The following is a 20204-nucleotide window of genomic DNA, read 5'->3' on the forward strand; positions in this document are numbered from 1 at the left end:
TAATAATAATAGATTACTAAAAGTAAATAGAATAGTCTATTTAATTGTTAAGGATTTGATATTTTAGCTTAAAATATAAAATGATGATGTACTTAAAAAGTATTGGAGCTTACGCAATCATGCTAAAAAGTGTTTTTAAAAGACCACAAAAGCTTCAAATTTTTAAAGAAGCCGTATTTAAAGAAATAGATGATTTAGGAGTAAAATCTATTGGGATTGTAGCTTTTATATCTTTTTTTATTGGAGGAGTAGTAGCTATACAAACTGCTTTAAATTTAAATGACCCTATTATTCCGAAAGATTTGATAGGTTTTGCCACCAAAAGGTCAATGATTTTGGAATTCTCTTCTACCTTTGTCATGGTAATACTCGCAGGAAAAGTGGGGTCTTACATTACCTCTAGTATAGGAACTATGCGAGTAACGGAACAAATTGATGCTCTTGAAGTTATGGGAATTAACTCCCTAAATTATTTGGTATTACCCAAAATTATAGCAACAGTTACATTTTATCCATTTATAGTTTTATTAGCTATGACCTTAGGAATTTTTGGAGGATGGGTAGCTGGTGTAGCAACAGGTTTGTTTGAGCAACAGAATTACATTGCTGGAATCAGAATAGATTTTCAACCTTCGTTAATAAGGTACAGTATCATAAAGTCAACCGTATTTGCCTTTTTAATAGCTACTATTCCGTCTTACTTTGGATATTATGTAAAGGGAGGTTCTTTAGAAGTAGGAAAAGCGAGTACCAATGCAGTAGTTTGGACTATTGTAATGATTATTATAGCCAATTATTTTTTAACCCAAATGTTGTTAAGTTAAAGTTTTAATTATGATAGAGATAAAAGGAGTTAAGAAAAGCTTTAGTGGTGCAAAAATTTTAAAAGGGATTGATGCTGTTTTTGAGCCAGGAAAAACAAGCCTTATTATAGGACAAAGTGGGTCTGGAAAAACGGTGTTTTTAAAAACCTTATTAGGATTACACTTACCGGATAGTGGAACCATTTCTTATGACGGAATCACTACAGAATCTATGAGTTTGGACGAGAAAAGACAGTTAAAACAAGATATTGGAATGGTTTTTCAAGGTTCTGCCTTGTTTGACTCCTTAACCGTAGAAGAAAACGTTTTGTTCCCGTTAAAAATGTTTACCAAGCAAAGCAAAGCAGAAATGTTGGATAGGGTGAACTTTGTACTCAACAGGGTAAATTTAAATGATAGTAACAAAAAATTCCCGGCAGAGCTGTCTGGAGGTATGCAAAAGAGAGTTGCCATTGCCAGAGCCATTGTAACCAAACCCAAATATTTATTTTGTGACGAACCCAACTCAGGTTTGGATCCTAGAACCTCTATCGTGATTGATAATTTGGTACAAGAAATTACAGATGAATATAATATTACTACGGTAATAAATACCCATGATATGAACTCTGTAATGGAGATTGGAGAAAAAATTATTTTTTTAAAAGAAGGCTTAAAAGAATGGGAGGGAACTAGCAACGATATCTTTAAAACTGATAATGAAGCGGTTGTAAATTTTGTGTATAGTTCCAATTTATTTAAGAAAGTTAGGAAGGTTTATTTGGAGGAATAATTTTAATAAAATGTTTTGCCTCATTGAAGAAAAGTCCTATATTTGCACCCGCAATAACCAATGGTATTCATGACCTGGTAGCTCAGTTGGTAGAGCATCTCCCTTTTAAGGAGAGGGTCCTGGGTTCGAGCCCCAGCCCGGTCACAAATTTAAAACATAACATTTAGTTATTGCATGGTGAGATACTCAAGTGGCCAACGAGGGCGGACTGTAAATCCGCTGACTATGTCTTCGAAGGTTCGAATCCTTCTCTCACCACGGACGACCTGGTAGCTCAGTTGGTAGAGCATCTCCCTTTTAAGGAGAGGGTCCTGGGTTCGAGCCCCAGCCCGGTCACAAAAGCCTAACTATTTATAGTTAGGCTTTTTTATTTACAAGTATTATTCCTGAGTCTTTTAGCAAAACCGAACAAGAACTATTTTGCTCAAACTCGTAAAGATCAAACAAGGGAAAAGATAACCAATCTAGTTCGTCAAAACTTCCAATAAGAAGATATTTACATTCTCAAAAAAACTTTTTATGCCACCAAACTGTTTTGTAATTGAATGAATTGATCAGGAATTAATTTTTGCTTAGCTTCTTTATAAGTCGAAACATATAAGTAAGGGTTGTTTTTTATTTTATTGATGATATTTAAATAGTAGGTATAAGTTAAATTTTTCATAATATGGTTGTTTTAAAGTGATACTTCAAAAGTACGAGCAGTATACATCTTGTTCGTAGTTTTTTAGACCAAAAGCCTTACTGTGTAGATAAAGCAAATTAAAACTAGAAAAGTACTGCTTAATACCGTTCATCGGGCTTTTTATGACCACTCGTCGATATAAACACCTTATTTTAACGAAATTTATTGTTCATCGTCCAATGCTGTTTTATATTTAGTACATATAAGATAACAGCATATGAAAGCAGCATTAAAAATTTTATTGATTGAAGATGATATGATAGAGGTAATGAAATTTAAAAGAGTTTTATCCTCCATAAATGATGGAAATGAATATCAATTTGAAAATGCAGAAAATGGAGAAGAAGCTTTAAACAAACTGAAAAAAAATACCTACACCCCTGATATTATATTACTAGACTTAAACATGCCTAAAATAACTGGAATAGAGTTTTTGTCCATACTTAAAAATGATGAAAAGCTAAGATACCTACCTACTGTTATTTTGAGTACCTCCAATAACGAGAAAGATTTGTTAGAATGTTTTAAAATTGGAATTGCAGGCTATGTTTTAAAACCTTTAAAGTATGAAGATTATGTAGCTAAAATTAAACAAGTGCTGGGATACTGGAGTATCAATCAATTAATAAAAATATAGGATGAAAGGAATTATTTTTACAGAGTTTTTGGAGTTGGTAGAAGAAAAATTTGGATTGGTTATGGTAGATGATATTATACAACAATCTAATTTGGAATCAGAAGGAGCATATACTGCTGTGGGAACTTATGATTTTTCTGAAATGCTGCAATTAATTACCAATCTTAGTAAAAAAACAAAATTATCTACGGACGATTTGCTATTGGTGTTTTCCGAGCATCTCTTTAAAGCTTTAGTCAAAAGTCATCCTAATTTGGTGGCACACTATAAAGATCCTATGGATTTGTTAGCTTCTATAGAAAATCACATACACGTTGAGGTTCAAAAACTATATCCAGATGCCCAGTTACCAAAGTTCGAAATGGTCTCTAAAACGGATCATAAAATGGTGATGATTTACAAGTCCGACAAAGCTTTGTACGTACTAGGAAAAGGCTTGATGGATGAAACCTTTAAACTGTTCAAGGTAAAAGGAGAAATAAGTTATAAAAAATTAAAGGAAGACGGAACTGAAGTAGAATTTACTATTACAAAATCTTAGATGAGTTTTAACGAAATTGAAGTTTTAAAACGTGCCTTGGCTAGAGAAAAACTAGCAAGAAAAAAAGCGGAGGAAATTTTAGAAAACAAGTCTGCAGAGCTATATGAGCTAAACTTACAAAAAGAAAAATCTAAGGAAAAGTTAGAGTCTCTTATTAAAATAAAAAACTCCGAATTAAAAGGATTTTTTGAAAATATTATAGATCCATATATTATGATGGATTTGTTTGGGAATGTATTAAAAATGAACGAATCTTCGGAAGTTCTATTATCTCATCAACTTACAGATGGAGTCTTAAATTTGATGTCTTTAACGCACGAAGATGATTTAGATTTGGTAAACAACTCCTTTAAAACTCTAGTAGACACGGGGAGAATTACCAATTTCGAAATCAATTTAATTACCAAATCTAACGAGACAAAACTGGTAAGTGTAAATTCTAGTGTTATTTATGATGAGCACAACAAGCCCATCGCAGCACACGGTATTTTAAGAGACATTACCAAAGAAAAAAAATATCAAAAACAAATAGAGGCTGAAAAAGAAAAATACAGTCGCATTATTAACAACATGAATTTAGGTTTGTTGGAGGTTGATACAGAAGATAAAGTATTATTTGCCAATCATAGTTTTTGTCAAATGTCTGGGTATTCATTAAACGAACTAAAAGGGCAAATAGCCTCTCGTCTTTTAATGAAAGGGCAGCACAGAAAAAAAATAGCAGCAGAAAATAAGGATAGAAAAAAAGGAACTTCCAATTCTTACGAAGTTAAAATACACACCAAATCAAAAGATCAAAGATATTGGTTGATTAGTGGCGGACCCAATTACAACTTAGAGGGAGATGTGGTAGGCTCTATAGGAATTCATTTAGATATTACAAACTTAAAGCAGCTAGAAAAGCAAAAAGAACAATTGCTAAACGAACTAGAAAAAAGCAATGAGAATTTGCAGGAATATGCACACGTAGTTTCTCACGATTTAAAATCACCTTTAAGGAGTATCAACGCTTTGGTTTCTTGGATTAGGGATGATAATAAAGAGTTGATTGATGAAAGTAGCTTAGCACATTTTGATTTGATTGACAAAACGTTGGAAAAAATGGAGAATTTAATTACCAGTGTTTTAAGTTATTCTAGCTTGGGAGCAAATTTAAAAATAGAAGAAGCTGTAAATCTTCATAAAATTGTACATCATCTTAAAGAAACAATGTATGTTCCGAGTCATATTAATATTAACGTTAAAAATCAATTACCTAGCATTGCAGGAGATGCCATAAAACTAGAGCAATTGTTCCAAAACCTGATAGGCAATGCCATTAAGTTTAATGATAAGGAAAAAGGAATTATTGAGATTGACTATATTGATTGCGAGGAGTTTTATCAATTTACAGTTTCTGATAATGGAATAGGGATAGAGGAAAAGTATTTTGATAAAATATTTAAAATATTCAATTCGTTAGAACAGAGAAAAGACTCCTCTGGAATAGGTTTATCTATGGTTAAAAAAATCGTAGAACTCCATCAAGGAAAAATATGGATAGATAGCGAACTAAATAAAGGCTCCACGTTTAATTTTACTTTAAAAAAATAAATAATGAAAAGTGTTCAGTTAAATAGGTATTACGATAAAGGTTGGCAGTTTATTGGGCAAGAACAAAAACTAACCCGTCCATTAGTTCTGGTGTTTGGGAATCGAAAGTTTTTAGAGGCGATTGATGTTTATAACGAGATAAAAAAAATTTATCCAGACGGACATATTGTGATTGGATCTACCAGTGGTGATATTACAGCGACTTACGTAGATGACACTGGAATTACTGCTACTGCAATTGAATTTGAAAAAAGTGAATTTGTTATTAAAAAAACAAATCTTTTGAACGCGGAGTTGGATAGTTGCAAAACGGGTAAAGATTTAATCCATCAATTTTCGCAAGAAAACTTAAAATCAGTATTTATATTATCAGAAGGAAGTTTTATCAACGGTAGTCAGTTGACTGAAGGAATAGCGCATCAAATAGATGAAAATGTAGTTGTAACAGGAGGCTTGTGTGGAGATTCTGATAGATTTGAAAAAACAATTGCAGGTTATAATGAGCCACCAAAAGAAGGGGAGATTATAGCTATTGGTTTTTACGGTGAATCCTTAGAAATTTCTTTTTCATTGTACGGAGGTTGGACTCCTTTTGGACCTGAGAGAATTGTTACCAAATCGGAAGGGAATATTTTGTACGAATTAGATGATAAGCCAGCTCTAGATTTATATAAAAAATACTTGGGTGAAAAATCAAAAGAACTACCAAGTGCAGCACTTTTGTACCCTTTAAATGTTAAAATACAGCAAGAAAACCAATCTATTGTTAGAACTATTTTAAACATTGATGACGCTAAAAAAGGGATGATTTTAGCTGGAGACATTCCAGAAGGTTCTAAAGTTCAACTGATGATGACCAATGTGGATAATATTGCAAACGCATCAGAAAAAGCAATAAAGGAAGCTAATAAGAATAGAAAAAACAAGGCGGAGCTAGCGATTATTGTTAGTTGCATAGGACGTAAATTAGTTTTAGATCAGAGAGTAGAAGAGGAAATTGAAGAAGTGGTGAATGTACTAGGTGATGATACTACTGTCTGTGGCTTTTATTCTTATGGAGAAATTGCTCCGTTTAACGGAGAACGTGCTTGTAAACTGCACAATCAAACAATCACCATCACTTTAATAAGCGAAAGATGAATTCACTATTAAAAAGACAATTACGAAAATATATTTCTAAAGATTTAGAAAATCATCCTGATTTAGAAGCCTTTTTAAAAGTTGTGGATAGGTCTTACAACAACCACGATGAGCAGTTCTTAATGTTACAAAGAGCTATGAAAATTAGTTCTGATGAATTATTTGAAGCCAATCAAGAATTAAAAAAAGATACAGAAAATCAGAAAAAAATCATTAGCAAATTAAACGAGTTGGTTATTTCTTTAAAAGGTAATTCAATTTCCGAAGAGAAAACTAGTCTTGAAAAAACAGCGTTGATAGATTTAATGGGAGATCAAACTCAAGAAATTATAGAAATCAATCAGCAAAGAGAAAAATTAATGGCTGAGCTTTCCATACAAAATAAGGAGTTAAGTGAATATGCACATATGGTATCTCACGATTTAAAATCCCCTTTGCGAAGTATAGATTCTTTAACTCTTTGGTTAAAAGAAGATTATCAAGAACTAATTGATGACTCTGGTAAAGAAACTATTAGACTGATAAGAGAGAACGTAGAAAAAATGGACGTGTTAATCTCTGGAATTCTAGATTATTCCACCGTGGGTAAAAACAAAAGGGAATTACATGATGTGAATCTCAAAGATTTATTGAATGATTTGTTGAGTTTTATTGATACTCCAAATCATATTCATATTAAAATAGCAGATGAATTACCCATAATCAAAGGAGATAGACATAGGTTGCAACAACTTTTTCAGAATTTGATTGTAAATTCTTTAGCTTATAATGATAAGGAGAATGGTTTGGTAGAAGTAGGTTACAATGAAGGAGTGTTTTTTGTAAGAGACAACGGTAAAGGAATTGAAAAACCTTATTTAGATAAAATTTTTAAAGCTTTTTTTAAATTAGAGAACAATCAAAAATCTATAGGCTTGGGGTTGTCTATTGTAAAAAAAATAGTAGTGCTTTACCAAGGAGAAATATGGGTGGAGTCTGTACCCAAGGAGGGTACAACTTTTTATTTTACGTTAAAAGAAGAAAGATAAATGGAAAAACCTAATTTTAGCCAAATAGACCAAATTGCTGGTGGAGATACAGAATTTAAGACACAATTGTTAGCTGTAATCAAAAAGGAGTTTCCTTTAGAAAAACAGCTGTATTTGGATTCTTTAAAGGATGAAAACTACGATAAAGTAGCTGAAATAGTACACAAACTTAAACATAAAATTAGTATTTTAGGATTAGAAAAAAGTTATGAAATAGCAGTACTGTACGAAAATTCTTTGCGAGAGGGCAAGCTTTTAAAAAAGCAAGAATTTGAAATAGTATTGCTTACAATTAGCGAGTTTTTAAGCACCCTAAAAAGCTAAATATGAATTGTATTATTATAGATGATGAGGAAATGGCTAGACTGATTATTAGCCAGCTGTGTAGTAAAGTTGAGGATTTACAGGTGGTCGGTCAATTTTCTAATGCCATTCAAGCCATTAAATATTTAAATCAGAATGAGGTAGATTTGATTTTTTTAGACATCCATATGCCAGACTTCACAGGTTTTGATTTTATTCAAACGTTAAAAAATCCTCCTCAAATCATTCTAACTTCCTCAGATCCTAAATTTGCCATTGATGCTTTTGAGTACGATTGTATTATAGATTATATTTTAAAACCAGTTAATTTACCACGCTTTTATAAAGCGATTGAAAAAGTAGAAAAAAGTAAAAGCACAAAAACTTACGTAGAGCAAGAGATTGACGTTTCGGAATCTATTAAAAGTGCTGAGAGTCCTAAAACTAACGAGCTATATGTTAATATAGATAGAAGATTAGTTAAAATAGATATTCCGAGTATTTATTTAATAGAAGCTAAAGGAGATTACATTCAAATAAAAACAGTACAAAAAAACTACGTTGTACATTCTACTTTAAAAAAAATAGAAGAAAAGTTACCTGAAGATTTATTTTTAAAAGTGCACAGATCATACATCATCAACGTTCAAATGATTATTGATATAGAAGATAACAGTGTGTTAATTCAAAAAGACGTTGTACCTGTTAGCAGATCGAATAGACCCGAATTGATAAGAAGATTGAATTTGTTGTAGATGATTAGAGATTACTTTTAAAACAGTGAGGGAAGTAACAGCTCCGTGCTTTACAAAACAAAGTATATTATTATAGCAAACATCGTTTTAGCAATCCCATATATTGATTCAGGATTGTTAAAACGATGTCTTAGATGAATCTTGTTTTTATAGTTTGAATATAGGTTTTTTTAGAAATAACCACTTGAATTTGATTCCCACTTCGGTAAAAGTAAATACTTCAGTAGCAGCAGAAGCAATATTGCTTCTTAAAAAATAACCCTCTAAAAAACATTTGGAATTAAATCGATAACCTAAATTGGTTTCAACTCTATACGTTGTTTTTTTAGCTTCTTGCTCAATGTACTGATAACCTATAGCGGCAGTTAAACCATAATATAAGTGACGATCTTTGGTAGCGTTTTTGTCTTTAATTAGATTGGTGAAAAGTTCTACAGCATTAAATTTTTTAGGGCTAAAATAAATGGTTGGCACTTGATTTTTAAAGCTCATATATTGGTAGTTTAAACCTGCTTTAAGAATAGGTTTACTTAAAATATTGTAGTACACAGAAGTGAACAATAAATTTCTTTGATTACTATCATTTTGTTGTGTAAAAAAGTATTGGGTAAACCAACCTAGATTAAATGTAGTGTTTAGATTGTAATTTCCATAAAAATTGTTTTGAACAATATTTCTATTCAATAGTTCTGCGTTAAAATTTTGTAATTCTCTTTTATACCCAATATCTAAAGTTTGTCTTTTGGCTGGCTTGGTTTTAATTACTACATCTGTGATAAGCTGCTGATAGCTGTTTTTATTTCCATTCACATTATCAACTCCTAAAATGGCAGAAATATTAACTTTAGGATAAAGCTGATAACTCACTCCCAAACCAAATAAATTTGAGGTACTATTATTATCTGTAATATTATTGTCGGCTTTTTTATATGTGTACCTACCTAGCAGTTTTGTTTTAGTATTTATAGGTAGATTAATATTGTGATGAGAAGTAAAAGCTTTACTTTCTCCATTGTCGTAACTGTAGGAGTTTTTTGTTTCATAAGACGGAATTAAAGAAGTTTTGATTTGTCCTATAAAATTGGTGATATCTTGTTGCTTAGGAAAATAGGTTAACGATTTTGTGGCAAGTTCGTATGCTTCCTTTGTTTGATTATTTGCTTTCAGCGCATTGGCTTTCCCTAAATTTCCATCAAAAGATTTTGAATCATTTTTCAAGATTTCGTTATACGTTTTAATGGTATTGTCAAAGTCGCCGGTATAAGTATATAAAGTAGCTTTTAATCCCATCAACCAGTTTTGCTTATGGTATTTTTTTGATAGCAGCTGAATATGATTGGAAGCTTGCTTAAGTTTTTTATTCCATATAAGTGCCTGCACGTATCTTTGGTGAGTAGCAGTTATGTCATTTGGCTTGCTTTTGGAGTTAAGCTTACCAATAAGTTGTTTACTAATAGTCAGTGCTTCCTTATCATTTTGTTGTAAATGAGCCACGAGAGACAAACCGTTTTGAGCAGTAAAATATAAATCGTTAAGCTTACTTATTTTAATGTATGTCGCTTTTGCATTTTCAAATTGTTTAGCAACTACATAAGTATTAGCAAGGTTTACATAAATATCTTTATCATTAGGAAATAATTTTAGATTGTTGTGCAGTATTTCTATCGCTTTTTCATATTGATGATTTTGCAATTTTTGATTAGCCAATCCTAAAAGAATATACTTTTTAGAAATTAGAGCATTAGGACTATTATTAGATACCAGCAATGCTTTATCAACATAAGTAAGTGCTTGATTGTATTTTTTTAAGTTAGCCAATGTATTAGCGTAACCTAATAGCGCAGCGAAATCAGTATCATTAGTTTTAATAAGTGATAGGTAATAATTTTCTGCCTGCTCAAATTCTTTATTCCATAGTAAAGACTCTCCATAGTTTAGTTTTACTTCAAAACTATTTGGATAGATTTTTAGTAATTCTAAAAAAATAGTTTTTGCTTTTTTAGCATCGCCATTTAATCCCACAGCTCTACCAAAACAAATTTTTGCTGTTTTGTTGGTAGGGTATTCTTTTAAAATATTTTCAAAAAAAGTTTCTGCTTGGTTAAATTTACCTGTTTCTAAAAGGTTAAAACCTTTTTTCATGTTTTGTGATATACCTAATGTGGTTGCCAAAAAATAAACTGAATAAAAGAATAAAATCTTTTTCATAATTGGTGTTGTTTTATAATTACAATGTAGGTACAAACCCTTGTTTATTCATCGTATCAAAATGACCGTTGGACGAATAAAAAGCTGGCTTGGTAGAGTTTTAAGTGAATTTTGTGCTTATGAGTGCAATATTTGCGTAAGAATGTAATCAAAAAAACAAACCATGAAGTCAGTTTTAGCTTATCACAAAAGAACATTATCACAAGAGCATATTTTTATGTTAAGTGTATTAGTAGTTAATGGAGGAAACTATCTTTACAACCTATTGTTAGGTAGATTGTTGGGGCCAGAACAGTTTTCTGATGCTGCTATTTTGATTACACTTTTATTAGTTCTTTCTTTTGTTGCTATGACCTTTCAATTGGTGGTGGCAAGATTTTCAGTTACCATCAAACAAAGTTTGTTTAGTCACTTTTTGGTGTATGTATTAAAAAAGTCACTAATTGTGGGTTTTGTTCTAGGAATTGCAGTAGTTGCTTTCTCCAAGCAATTGCAAGTGTTTTTTAACACTTCGTCTTCTACAATGTTTGTCATATTTGGCTGTGGCATTCCTTTGTATTTTTTAATGAGCGTGAACAGAGGTTTTTTTCAGGGTGCGAAAGAATTTATAAAACTATCGATAAGTTATCAGTTAGAAATGTTAACTAGATTAAGCTTAACTCTAGCGTTGATTTATATTTTAAAAACAAGCACATCTAACATAATAGCCATTGGAATAATGGGGTCTTTATTAATAGGTGTATTTCCTATGAAATTTAATTTATCAGTATTAAAGCAAAAAGCACAATTGCCATCTACAGAGGTAGTGTTGATAAAAAAGTTTTTTATAATCACTGCGTTCTATGAGTTAACCCAAATCATTATCAATAACAGCGACATTCTGTTGGTAAAACACTATTTTGATACTTACAATGCGGGTCTGTACGCTTCTTTAGCGCTAATTGGTAGGGTTGTCTATTTTATAGCCTGGATGTTTGTTATGCTATTGTTACCAACTGTTGTTCAGTTAAAAAAAGAAGGAAAGTCTACCACCAAAGTTTTGCTAAAGTACGTATTCTATATTTCTATTATTGGATTGGTTATCGTTACTGTTTGTAAACTTTATCCAGTCTTTATTATTCAAGTTTTATTTGGGGACAGCTACGTTAGTATGGCTCCTTTACTTTGGAGATATGCTTTGGCAACGAGTGTTTTTGCAGTAGCCAATATTTTTTCTTACTATTATTTATCATTAGATAAATATATTCCCGTTGTTGTTTCTGGTTTATTTGGTGTTTTACAGCTCCTATTAATCGTGCTAAATCACTCTACACTATTATTAGTTGTTAATATGCAGATTTACGCAATGGTTTTATTATTGATATTTCAGCTAGGTGTTTTTTACAAGATGAATCAAAAATAAATTTAAACTTTAATTTCACGAGGAACCGAATGCTTTTAAACGCATTTGGTTTTTTGTTTTTTAAAACTTCTTAGTGATAAGAGTTAAAAAACGAATAGCTAATTTATCGAATCAAAATAGCAGTTTATCGATGGTTTAAAATTCGGTAAACGGTACTCTTACTTTAGTTGATGTATTTCGTCTAAAGGAATAGGTTGATAGCCTAAAATATCGATAAAAAAGAAGGATACGGTTGCAATTTTACATCATAATTAAAAATTAAAACATTATGAAATTAGCAATCGTAACCTCATATCCACCTAGTAAAGTAACGTTAAATGAATATGCTTATCACTTGGTAAAACACTTTAGACAGAAAGAAGAAATTTCGGAAATTATTTTACTAACCGACGAAACTCCCAAAGAAAAAGACTTGAATTTTGTAGAACAGGGATGTAAAATAACGGTTAAAGAATGTTGGAAATTTAACAGTTATAAAAATGTGTTTAGTGTTACAAAAACAATAAGAGAAATAAAACCAGATGCTGTTTTGTTTAACCTACAGTTTATGAAATTTGGAGATAAAAAACTGGCAGCAGCATTAGGTTTAGCATTGCCTTTAATTTGTAAAGTTCAAAAAATACCTAGCATTGTTTTGTTACATAATATTTTGGAAGAAGTAGATTTAGGGAATGCAGGTTTTACCTCTAACAAAATAATGCAAAAAGTATATGAGTCCATTGGGACTACTTTAACAAAAATTATTTTACAAGCAGATATGGTTGCGGTAACCATGCAAAAGTACGTGGATATTTTAGAAAAAAAATACAAAGCCAATAATGTAACCTTAATTCCTCATGGTACTTTTGAAATATCCAAAAAACCAAGCTTTAAAACACAACAAGGAGCATTAAAAGTAATGACTTTCGGGAAATTTGGAACGTATAAAAAAGTAGAATCTATGATTGAAGCTGTGGAGAAAGTAAGAAACACCACAGGTTTAAATCTAGAAGTTGTAATCGCAGGTACGGACAACCCTAATGTACCTGGTTATTTGGAAGGAGTTAAGGAGCAGTACAGTCACGTTTCTGGAATAACGTTCACAGGCTACGTAGAAGAAGAGCAAGTGGCTCCTTTGTTTCAAGAAAGCTCGGTAGTTGTTTTTCCATATACCTCTACTACGGGGAGTTCAGGAGTACTACACCAAGCAGGGAGTTATGGTAAAGCGGTGGTGATGCCAGATTTGGGTGATTTAGCTTTATTGGTGCAAGAAGAAGGCTATAAAGGAGAGTTTTTTAACCCAACAAGTGTAGATAGTTTGGCAACGGCCATTCAGAACATAGTTACGGATGAAGCGTATAGAATTTCCTTAGAGCAAGCGAACTACAAGGCAGCTACAGCATTTCCAATGAGTGTTATTACAGATATGTATTTAAACAATTTTGAACAAATTATTGTTGGAAAACAAGTACAAACAGGAACCGTTTCTGCTACGGCTTAATTATATATTTGAAAGATTCTTTTCTTTCCCCTTTTTGATTGATAAAACCAAAATGTTTTTGATGATGTTTTCTCCATGGAAGTTTACCAACCACTTCCGTGGGGATTTTTTTAAAGTCATACAAAGTCCAAGAAATAAAAGGAATGTTATTTTCACTAGCAATCTCTTGAAATTTTTTATGATAATCAGCTTGATCTTTTTCAGAGTTTCCAAACGGATTCCACAAACCTCTGTAACTAGAGATACCATATTCTCCTAATACAATTTGTTTGTTAGGGATTTCTTTTTTTAACATAGCATATTTATCGGCTAGTAAATTCAAATCTTCATAGTAATGAAAGCTAACAAAGTCCAATTCGTTGGCTAAAATAGCTGCACTGTCGGTATTAGACCAACCTATGGTAACTGGGTGAATAGTATCTATAGATTTTAGATAATGCACCATTTGTGTCAACCAAGCAACAACTCTAGATTTTTCTCTGTTTTCAAAATCTAAATTAGGCTCGTTCTTTACATCCCAAGCAAATAGAGCAGGATGATTTTTAATAGCATTGACAATTTGCAAGGTGTGTTTATTATTTAAAGTCCAGTCCATAACAGAGTAATCTCCATAAAAATCAAATAAGGTTACAATGGTTTTAAATTGATGCTGGTGCGCAATATCAAGTACTTTCCTTAATTTTTCTAGTTTTTTAGGTTTTACCTCAGATTTTCCAAAATCAGCATATTGAATAAAAATTCGGATGGTGTTCAAGCCTATTTCATTAATGATTTTGAAGTCTTTTTCAATAATTTTTTCATCAAATTCATCTCCAAACATGTTCCAAGGAGTGTCTTGCGGATAGTAGTTGATTCCTTTAATTTTTGTTTGTAAAGAAATAGGATGGGTTGAGGTATTGCTTTTTTCCGTTGGTTTAATTCTTAAAACTTGTCTAGTTTTCCAATAACCGTCTTCTAATAACAATAAATATTGATAAGTGTTTGTTTCAGAGGTTTGTAGTATAAGCTTATTGTCTTTATAAATTCTTTTTTCTTCGGTTACATTATAATCTGTTAGCTCTATCAATTGACCGTCTTCACTAAATAGGTTGATATGAGGATGGTGATTTAACGTTGTGCTTTCTATTCTAATATGATTCTCTTTGTTAAAGTCAATAATGTTTTTAATATTGATGAAAGCATTTTTGGTAAAGTAGTTCTTTAAACCTTTATAAGTGTTGTTTTGCAGAGCCGTTTGTTTTACATACCAACTGTTTAAGTAATCTTTCTCTACAGTCTGTAAATTGGTGTTAAAAATAGTTCTTCCTTTAGCTGTTGTGTTATTCCATTGAATGTCGGGTTGATAATGAGAAGCTTCATTAATCTTAGCATACAACATCAAATTTTTGTTAGCCCCTGTGTTTAGGTAAGCGAAAACCTGACCAAGTCCTACAAAAACAAGCGTTGCCATCAGTAGATAGAAACACAAGAGTACAGTTCTCAATATTATTTTGGAGTAATTAATGCTAATCATTTAGTTCTATTTGTTTAAGCTTGTCAGAAGCCGTTACTTTTATGGTGTATGGAAACTTATTTTTGTCTACATAGTTACCTAAGTAAATAGAGCAAGCTCCGTTTTCTGTTTGTACGTTAAATTCTTTAATTAAGTGATGTTTGTAAAGAATTTTGACATTGACATTCAAACCATCAGGAATAAATTGTCCCATATAACTCTTAAAATCACTAATCAATAATTTTTTACTTGCTTGATGGTATTTGATATTAAAATTAGAGATAGCTTCTTTAAATTCTAGAGATACACCGTTGCTTGTAGCCATTTGATTTACGAAAGCAACAACCGTCCATTTTTGTTTGTAATCTGGGTGTATTAATTCTGCGTTGGCAATTCCGTTTATAGTTGTTCCGTATGTTTGAAAAATCTCCCCCAAGTTGTTTTCAATCTTAAAGTTCACGAGCGTTCCGTTGGTAACAATATTTTGATACTCATCTCTAATCTCAGAAGTTTTAAATTTCACAATTTGGTTGCCATCAGCAAAATTATGGGTTGTACTGTAAGACAAATTAAAGTCGCTAGGAACATTAGGTAAAATTTCTAAACTATGTTCTTTTGTATTTTTAGTTTTACAAACAGCACTTATAAACACTCTACCAGTTTTAGGTTTGGTGTAAATCAAATCATAGCCTGTCATTCCATCAAAAACAATAGAATCGTGGGTCTGTGTGTTTAGAAAACTTTTGTTTACCGTGATGAGAGTCCCTTTTTTTATAGGATTATCTAGTGTGTCTAAAGGTATGGTAACTAACATAGCGTAGTCCTTGTAACCCGCTACCAAACTAGGAGGTCCTAAATAAGTTTCTATTCTATTTACTTTTTCTAGGGGGTTTACATAAAAAGAACCTTTAGTGTTTTTTAGGGATTTGGTAAAGTTCCAATATATCCATCCGCTTTTTTTGCTTATAAAGTCAGGAATTTCAAAAATTAACGAGTTGGCTGTAATCTGCGGGGAAACTACTGTGCTTCCGTAGCTAGAACTAATGTATAAATCTTCTGCTATTTTGTTGTTTTGAGTAAACTTTAAAACAATAGTATCACCAGCATAGTAAACTTTATCACTTCCAACTAATTTGATGTTGGTAGTGTTTTTTTGTGAGGCAACTTTTGTGGTTATCAGCAAAAATAAAATAATATGTAAGATGTGGAACTTCATTAATAAGGAATACCTGTGTAAGTGTTTAATTCAATTTTTAAAAAAGGATTTAATTCGTTTTTTGTTTTTATCAGAGACAGTTTTGGTTGTTTGGTTGGTAATAACTCGTTGGGAAGCCCATTAACAAAACAGTTGTCCATGTTTGCTGTTATTATTCTGATGGGATCGTTTTTAAGATGATAGTTAAAATTTAATTTTCTTTGCTGTCTAATTCCTTCAATCATAAATTGATGATCCACATTTATCAACTCTTGTTGTGTGTTGTAGTAGGAAACAATCATCTGAGGTATTGTTGCTTCCGCAGTTCCACTATTGTATAAAGTTCCTTTCATCACATCATCTGCAATATTGATGTTGCTAATCGCTAATTTTTTGTACAAATCGGCACCAGATACATTTCCGGCAGCGTGTAGGTCAAATTTGGTAGGGATATCAACAAAATCAATAGGTGTAAATTCTTTTGGATTAAATGTTTTTGGACTTTTATCTGTTGCTTTTACCCAAGCAATCCCTTCAAAATTTATTTTAAAAGAGGTTATTTCTTTAGGCATCAATTTGTGTTTAATAACATCTTTAGCACTATAATTTCCTAGTTTAGCGTCCTTGTCATTATACAAGTTAGCGTTTAAAACTACATCAGCAGGTGTATTGTCTATATTTTGAATTTCACCAATAATAGAAAATTGATTGTTGCGCTTTATTAACTTAGCCTCCAGTATTCTAAGATCAGGTTGTTTTAAAACATCTTCGTGATAAGTTTGTTCTGTAGTAATTCTCCTTCTCCCTTGATTGTGAAACTTGGGAATGTTTTCAACATACAATTGGTCGGGAGGCAAATCTTTACTTTTTTCTTCGGGATTGATGTACCATTTGCTATTAATTTTTTCTAGCTCTTTAAAACAACTATCCTTTATAATTTCTAAAGCCGTTACCCATTGAGTATTAACCTTAACAGTTGCTGTAGAGTCTGTTTCTTTTACAGTTGCAACGGAAATAGAATCCATTTTAGCATAAGAACTTAACAAACCATCCGTAACAGATATTTCTAACATATATTGCTCTTTACTAACTTTGCTATTTGGGTTGATGAGGTGATAGGCATCTTTGAATCTCTTAAAATCTAAATGATCAAAGTAGGCTAAAGTGGCATTTGTAGGACTTCTCTGAGAATCATTTTTAATATAGAATAAATAACAAGAATAACCAATCACAATAAGTAAAAACAGAGACCAACTTTGGAGTACAACGGTTAATTTCCAAGGTTTTTTATAGATATAATCATTTTGTAAAAGATTGTTTTTTGAGTTCTTTTTTGTTTTGAATGTCCTTGATACAAAAGTTTGAAAATTTAAGACAAGTGCAATTAAAACAGTTAGCAACGGTACCGTTCCCCAATGGATTTTTTGCCAAGTGCTAACATCAATTCTAGGTAAAATAACTCCCATAGGAGGGATGTTTAATTTTTCCCAAACCATAATACCGTTTTCTAACTGTCTTAGTCTTTGCCAGCCACAGAAATAAAGGACAGGATCGTAAAATTTGTCGTTAGAAAAAATGTATTTGAGATTGTACTTTTCTGGAACGGTTAAAAATTGTTGCAGTGACCCAAGTCCCTCAATACCCTTAAATTTAGAGTTTTCCAATCTTTCAATAGCTCTACTTGTTAATTCTGGTAGCCGTCTGGCAGAGTGGTAGTTTCCGTCCACGCTTAAGGCATTGGTATTAGATCCTAACCAAGCCATCTGATCTCCAAACCCGAGTGTTAAATATCTCCATTGATCGTGCTGATCTTGATTTAAAAAATTAATAATTGGTAGCATTTTTATTTTAGCAGGCTGAGAAGGTCTAAAATAACCCAAGCTAATGGTAAATATGGCCATAAACAAAAATAGAAAAGCCAAAAAACCACCTATAACTCTATGATAAACAGCGCTCGTTTTTTTCTGAATGGCTAACTTAATATCTCCTTCGGCAAATCGGTAAATAAATTCACCTGTCATAGGGATGGCCATAATAGCAGCCCAAAGGGTAAACCTATCAAGTGTTAATATGTTAAATGCGTTTTCTCCCAATATCATTCTAGGAATAGGAGTTGTACCCCCAGTACCTAAAAGGGTTAACATAGAAATGGACAAACCAAAACAAATAAATTTTTTACTGTAATACCTATAAAAAACGTAAGGCAATATAAATAGTAAAATACCCCATGGAATTACAAAAAACACCAAACCAGAAGAGGTTGTTTCTAAGAAATGATCCCTAGATCCATGTGGTATAGGTACTTGAGTAATGGGGTTGTTTTTAGTATTTATCCAGTAGGGGAGTAAGCAAGCGATAATAATAGCAAGTGAGCTTAAACCAAAAGCTATAATTCGTTTGAATAACTTTTTAAAGGATAAAAGAAATTTCTTAAAAGTTACTTTTTTGATATCCTTTGTTTCCTGTTTAGCCACCTCTATAATGGCCGTACCAATCAGGGGAAATATAAAAAACACCATTCCAAAAATAGGAGTCACGTGGTGCGAAGTTACCGTTACAGAGATGAAGGAAATAGAAGTAAAAAAGTATTTTAATTTTCCTTTGGTCAGCCAAAAGTAAATTTCAGGTAGTGCATGACATAAAATAGAGACTCCTATAATACTAGGTAATTGTCCAAAAAGGTGTAACGTTTCTATAAACGTAGAAGACAAGGTTGCGATAATAGCAGCGTAACCAGCAGCATTTCTACTTTGTGTGATTAGCAGAGAAAAGCGATAAATACCTGTAATGAAGAGGAGAATAGCTACAACGGTAAGACTAAAAAGTCCAAATTTTAATCCGCCTATCAAAGATAATAAAGCAATCGATTGATGCACCAAAGGGGGGTAACTCATTACGGTAAACCCTGTATACCATTTAAAATTCCATGGTTCAAACCAGCTGTTAGCGTAGTGGTCTGCAAAAAATAAATGAATAAGCGCATCGTAGGTAGTTTCCAAAGTGAAAAACATGGTAGTACCATGAAACACCAATCCGATGAGGATAGCTACTACTAAATACTTGTTAGTACCTGATTTCATGTTGTTTTTGCAATTTCTTATAATATTAAATATACTATAAAGTTTTGTAGGGATAAAAGTTTAAAATATAGATTTCCGTTTTTTGTAGCTGTTACAGAACTGGAGTGTTTAGTGGTGTTGATGCTTTAGAAATAACCACTTGTCGAAATCTTTAAAACAGTTTACCATTTGTCTACGGAAAGTTACGTTTGGTCTAATAGCAGTCAAAAGGACTTGGTGAACGTAGTAGTTTTGAAGTATAATTTAAACCAAAACATTATGAAAACTGGAATCATCATACCTTGTTATAACGAAGCAAATAGATTAGCTATTAATACATTTATCGACTTTGCAAATGCTCATAAAAATTATCATTTATGTTTTGTAAATGATGGAAGTTCGGATCATACTTTACAAGTGTTAGAAAATATAGAGTACGAATGCAACGGCAACGTGACGGTTGTTGATGTTAAGATAAATGCAGGTAAAGCAGCAGCAGTAAGAACTGGGGTGAAATACTTAAATAGAATACAAGAAATAGATACCATTGGTTTTATGGATGCAGACCTTTCTACTGATTTTAATGATTTTAAAGACTTGGTAAACACATTAAGAAAAAATAATGAATTGTCTTTAGTGTACGGATCTAGAGGCAAGGGCGAAGGAGATATTCAACGCAATTTTTTTAGAAGTGTTTTTTCTAAAATAGTAAAAATGATTGTGTTTTTAATTTTAGGGCTACCAATTGAAGATACCCAGTGCGGAGCCAAAGTTTTTAAGAGAGAAATTATTGGTGTGGCTTATGGTAAAAAATTTTTAACACGCTGGCTGTTTGATGTTGAGATTTTCATGAGGTTAAAAAAGTATTATGGAAATCACCAAATAATGAGTAAAATGTGCGAACAACCTTTAAAAAGATGGGAGCATGTAGACGATTCTAAGTTGGGAATGAAAGATGCTATTCAAATCCCTTATATGTTATTATCAATTTGGTTTTCTTACAACATCAATTCATTGGCATACACCACAAATTAGAGTTTTAAATAGTAGAGAGTAGATGTTTGGAGAAGTTGGATTAACAAAATCCCGT

At 31.9% G+C, this 20204-nt stretch carries 17 protein-coding genes and 3 tRNA genes; 15 read left to right on the forward strand and 5 right to left on the reverse strand.

The features are described 5' to 3' along the window. The first annotated feature begins 83 nt into the window (after positions 1-83). From ACXGQW_RS09840 to ACXGQW_RS09860, 5 genes are all read left to right on the forward strand, one after another. Positions 84-824: an MlaE family ABC transporter permease gene (locus ACXGQW_RS09840; RefSeq protein WP_457822414.1), complete on the forward strand. Its 741-nt coding sequence runs from the start codon at positions 84-86 to the stop codon at positions 822-824. 10 nt (positions 825-834) lie between these two features. Then, positions 835-1596 (forward strand): ABC transporter ATP-binding protein, encoded by a 762-nt coding sequence (locus ACXGQW_RS09845; RefSeq protein ID WP_457822416.1) that lies wholly within the window; start codon positions 835-837, stop codon positions 1594-1596. Positions 1597-1667: 71 nt separating this feature from the next. Continuing rightward, positions 1668-1740 (forward strand) — tRNA-Lys (locus ACXGQW_RS09850). A 32-nt stretch (positions 1741-1772) separates the two neighbouring features. Next, positions 1773-1854: transfer RNA gene (locus ACXGQW_RS09855), tRNA-Tyr, on the forward strand. A gap of 5 nt (positions 1855-1859) precedes the next feature. After that, positions 1860-1932: transfer RNA gene (locus ACXGQW_RS09860), tRNA-Lys, on the forward strand. A gap of 181 nt (positions 1933-2113) precedes the next feature. Here the strand turns inward: ACXGQW_RS09860 and ACXGQW_RS09865 are convergent. Then, positions 2114-2260, reverse strand: a complete 147-nt coding sequence (locus ACXGQW_RS09865; RefSeq protein WP_457822417.1) for a hypothetical protein — start codon at positions 2258-2260, stop codon at positions 2114-2116. Between the two features lie 238 nt (positions 2261-2498). Here ACXGQW_RS09865 and ACXGQW_RS09870 point away from each other — a divergent pair, with 238 nt between their 5' ends. From ACXGQW_RS09870 to ACXGQW_RS09900, 7 genes are read left to right on the forward strand one after another with little or no spacing between them, the layout of a single operon-like run. Next, entirely contained in the window at positions 2499-2918 is a 420-nt protein-coding gene (locus ACXGQW_RS09870; protein ID WP_457822419.1) for a response regulator, read from the forward strand. 1 nt (position 2919) lies between these two features. Then, the gene (locus ACXGQW_RS09875) at positions 2920-3459 is read left to right on the forward strand and encodes a heme NO-binding domain-containing protein (protein ID WP_457822421.1); all 540 of its coding nucleotides are present in this window, start codon (positions 2920-2922) and stop codon (positions 3457-3459) included. After that, positions 3460-5052, forward strand: coding sequence for a PAS domain S-box protein (locus ACXGQW_RS09880; RefSeq protein WP_457822423.1), 1593 nt, complete (start codon positions 3460-3462; stop codon positions 5050-5052). A 3-nt stretch (positions 5053-5055) separates the two neighbouring features. Beyond that, positions 5056-6192 (forward strand): FIST signal transduction protein, encoded by a 1137-nt coding sequence (locus tag ACXGQW_RS09885; RefSeq protein WP_457822425.1) that lies wholly within the window; start codon positions 5056-5058, stop codon positions 6190-6192. Continuing rightward, positions 6189-7220 (forward strand): sensor histidine kinase, encoded by a 1032-nt coding sequence (locus tag ACXGQW_RS09890; RefSeq protein ID WP_457822427.1) that lies wholly within the window; start codon positions 6189-6191, stop codon positions 7218-7220. Before ACXGQW_RS09885 ends, ACXGQW_RS09890 begins: the two co-directional genes overlap by 4 nt. Next, positions 7221-7544 (forward strand): Hpt domain-containing protein, encoded by a 324-nt coding sequence (locus ACXGQW_RS09895; RefSeq protein ID WP_457822429.1) that lies wholly within the window; start codon positions 7221-7223, stop codon positions 7542-7544. A gap of 2 nt (positions 7545-7546) precedes the next feature. Beyond that, positions 7547-8278: a LytR/AlgR family response regulator transcription factor gene (locus ACXGQW_RS09900; protein WP_457822431.1), complete on the forward strand. Its 732-nt coding sequence runs from the start codon at positions 7547-7549 to the stop codon at positions 8276-8278. Between the two features lie 147 nt (positions 8279-8425). Here the strand turns inward: ACXGQW_RS09900 and ACXGQW_RS09905 are convergent, their stop codons facing one another. Continuing rightward, entirely contained in the window at positions 8426-10486 is a 2061-nt protein-coding gene (locus ACXGQW_RS09905) for a tetratricopeptide repeat protein (protein WP_457822433.1), read from the reverse strand. A 163-nt stretch (positions 10487-10649) separates the two neighbouring features. Between ACXGQW_RS09905 and ACXGQW_RS09910 the strand changes: the two genes are divergently transcribed. Together ACXGQW_RS09910 and ACXGQW_RS09915 are read left to right on the forward strand one after the other, a co-directional pair. Then, positions 10650-11888, forward strand: a complete 1239-nt coding sequence (locus tag ACXGQW_RS09910; protein ID WP_457822435.1) for a sugar isomerase — start codon at positions 10650-10652, stop codon at positions 11886-11888. Positions 11889-12156: 268 nt separating this feature from the next. Beyond that, entirely contained in the window at positions 12157-13368 is a 1212-nt protein-coding gene (locus tag ACXGQW_RS09915; protein WP_457822437.1) for a glycosyltransferase, read from the forward strand. On the opposite strand, the gene ACXGQW_RS09920 is transcribed toward ACXGQW_RS09915, so the two are convergent. Genes ACXGQW_RS09920 through ACXGQW_RS09930 form a run of 3 tightly spaced genes read right to left on the reverse strand, consistent with a single transcriptional unit; the run spans position 13358 to position 19135 of the window. Beyond that, positions 13358-14881 carry a glycoside hydrolase family 2 TIM barrel-domain containing protein gene (locus ACXGQW_RS09920; RefSeq protein ID WP_457822439.1) on the reverse strand — a complete coding sequence of 508 codons (1524 nt, stop codon included), beginning with the start codon at positions 14879-14881 and terminating at the stop codon, positions 13358-13360. The genes ACXGQW_RS09915 and ACXGQW_RS09920 overlap by 11 nt on opposite strands. Further along, on the reverse strand, positions 14874-16076 hold the full coding sequence (locus ACXGQW_RS09925; RefSeq protein ID WP_457822441.1) for a hypothetical protein: 1203 nt from the start codon (positions 16074-16076) through the stop codon (positions 14874-14876). Before ACXGQW_RS09925 ends, ACXGQW_RS09920 begins: the two co-directional genes overlap by 8 nt. Further along, positions 16076-19135 carry a hypothetical protein gene (locus tag ACXGQW_RS09930; RefSeq protein WP_457822443.1) on the reverse strand — a complete coding sequence of 1020 codons (3060 nt, stop codon included), beginning with the start codon at positions 19133-19135 and terminating at the stop codon, positions 16076-16078. The genes ACXGQW_RS09925 and ACXGQW_RS09930 overlap by 1 nt, the downstream gene beginning before the upstream one ends. A gap of 258 nt (positions 19136-19393) precedes the next feature. On the opposite strand from ACXGQW_RS09930, the gene ACXGQW_RS09935 reads away from it, so the two are divergent. Beyond that, positions 19394-20149 carry a dolichyl-phosphate beta-glucosyltransferase gene (locus ACXGQW_RS09935; protein ID WP_457822445.1) on the forward strand — a complete coding sequence of 252 codons (756 nt, stop codon included), beginning with the start codon at positions 19394-19396 and terminating at the stop codon, positions 20147-20149. Positions 20150-20204: the final 55 nt, after the last annotated feature.

Source organism: Wenyingzhuangia sp. IMCC45533 (assembly GCF_054111225.1).

Bases quoted from the DNA above. Each gene is read 5' to 3' on its own strand.
- ACXGQW_RS09905 (WP_457822433.1), bottom strand. From the start codon at position 10,486: ATGAAAAAGATTTTATTCTTTTATTCAGTTTATTTTTTGGCAACCACA.
- ACXGQW_RS09880 (WP_457822423.1), top strand. From the start codon at position 3,460: ATGAGTTTTAACGAAATTGAAGTTTTAAAACGTGCCTTGGCTAGAGAA.
- ACXGQW_RS09900 (WP_457822431.1), top strand. From the start codon at position 7,547: ATGAATTGTATTATTATAGATGATGAGGAAATGGCTAGACTGATTATT.
- ACXGQW_RS09910 (WP_457822435.1), top strand. From the start codon at position 10,650: ATGAAGTCAGTTTTAGCTTATCACAAAAGAACATTATCACAAGAGCAT.
- ACXGQW_RS09885 (WP_457822425.1), top strand. From the start codon at position 5,056: ATGAAAAGTGTTCAGTTAAATAGGTATTACGATAAAGGTTGGCAGTTT.
- ACXGQW_RS09925 (WP_457822441.1), bottom strand. From the start codon at position 16,076: ATGAAGTTCCACATCTTACATATTATTTTATTTTTGCTGATAACCACA.
- ACXGQW_RS09840 (WP_457822414.1), top strand. From the start codon at position 84: ATGATGTACTTAAAAAGTATTGGAGCTTACGCAATCATGCTAAAAAGT.
- ACXGQW_RS09870 (WP_457822419.1), top strand. From the start codon at position 2,499: ATGAAAGCAGCATTAAAAATTTTATTGATTGAAGATGATATGATAGAG.
- ACXGQW_RS09875 (WP_457822421.1), top strand. From the start codon at position 2,920: ATGAAAGGAATTATTTTTACAGAGTTTTTGGAGTTGGTAGAAGAAAAA.
- ACXGQW_RS09930 (WP_457822443.1), bottom strand. From the start codon at position 19,135: ATGAAATCAGGTACTAACAAGTATTTAGTAGTAGCTATCCTCATCGGA.
- ACXGQW_RS09845 (WP_457822416.1), top strand. From the start codon at position 835: ATGATAGAGATAAAAGGAGTTAAGAAAAGCTTTAGTGGTGCAAAAATT.
- ACXGQW_RS09935 (WP_457822445.1), top strand. From the start codon at position 19,394: ATGAAAACTGGAATCATCATACCTTGTTATAACGAAGCAAATAGATTA.
- ACXGQW_RS09865 (WP_457822417.1), bottom strand. From the start codon at position 2,260: ATGAAAAATTTAACTTATACCTACTATTTAAATATCATCAATAAAATA.
- ACXGQW_RS09920 (WP_457822439.1), bottom strand. From the start codon at position 14,881: ATGATTAGCATTAATTACTCCAAAATAATATTGAGAACTGTACTCTTG.
- ACXGQW_RS09890 (WP_457822427.1), top strand. From the start codon at position 6,189: ATGAATTCACTATTAAAAAGACAATTACGAAAATATATTTCTAAAGAT.
- ACXGQW_RS09915 (WP_457822437.1), top strand. From the start codon at position 12,157: ATGAAATTAGCAATCGTAACCTCATATCCACCTAGTAAAGTAACGTTA.
- ACXGQW_RS09895 (WP_457822429.1), top strand. From the start codon at position 7,221: ATGGAAAAACCTAATTTTAGCCAAATAGACCAAATTGCTGGTGGAGAT.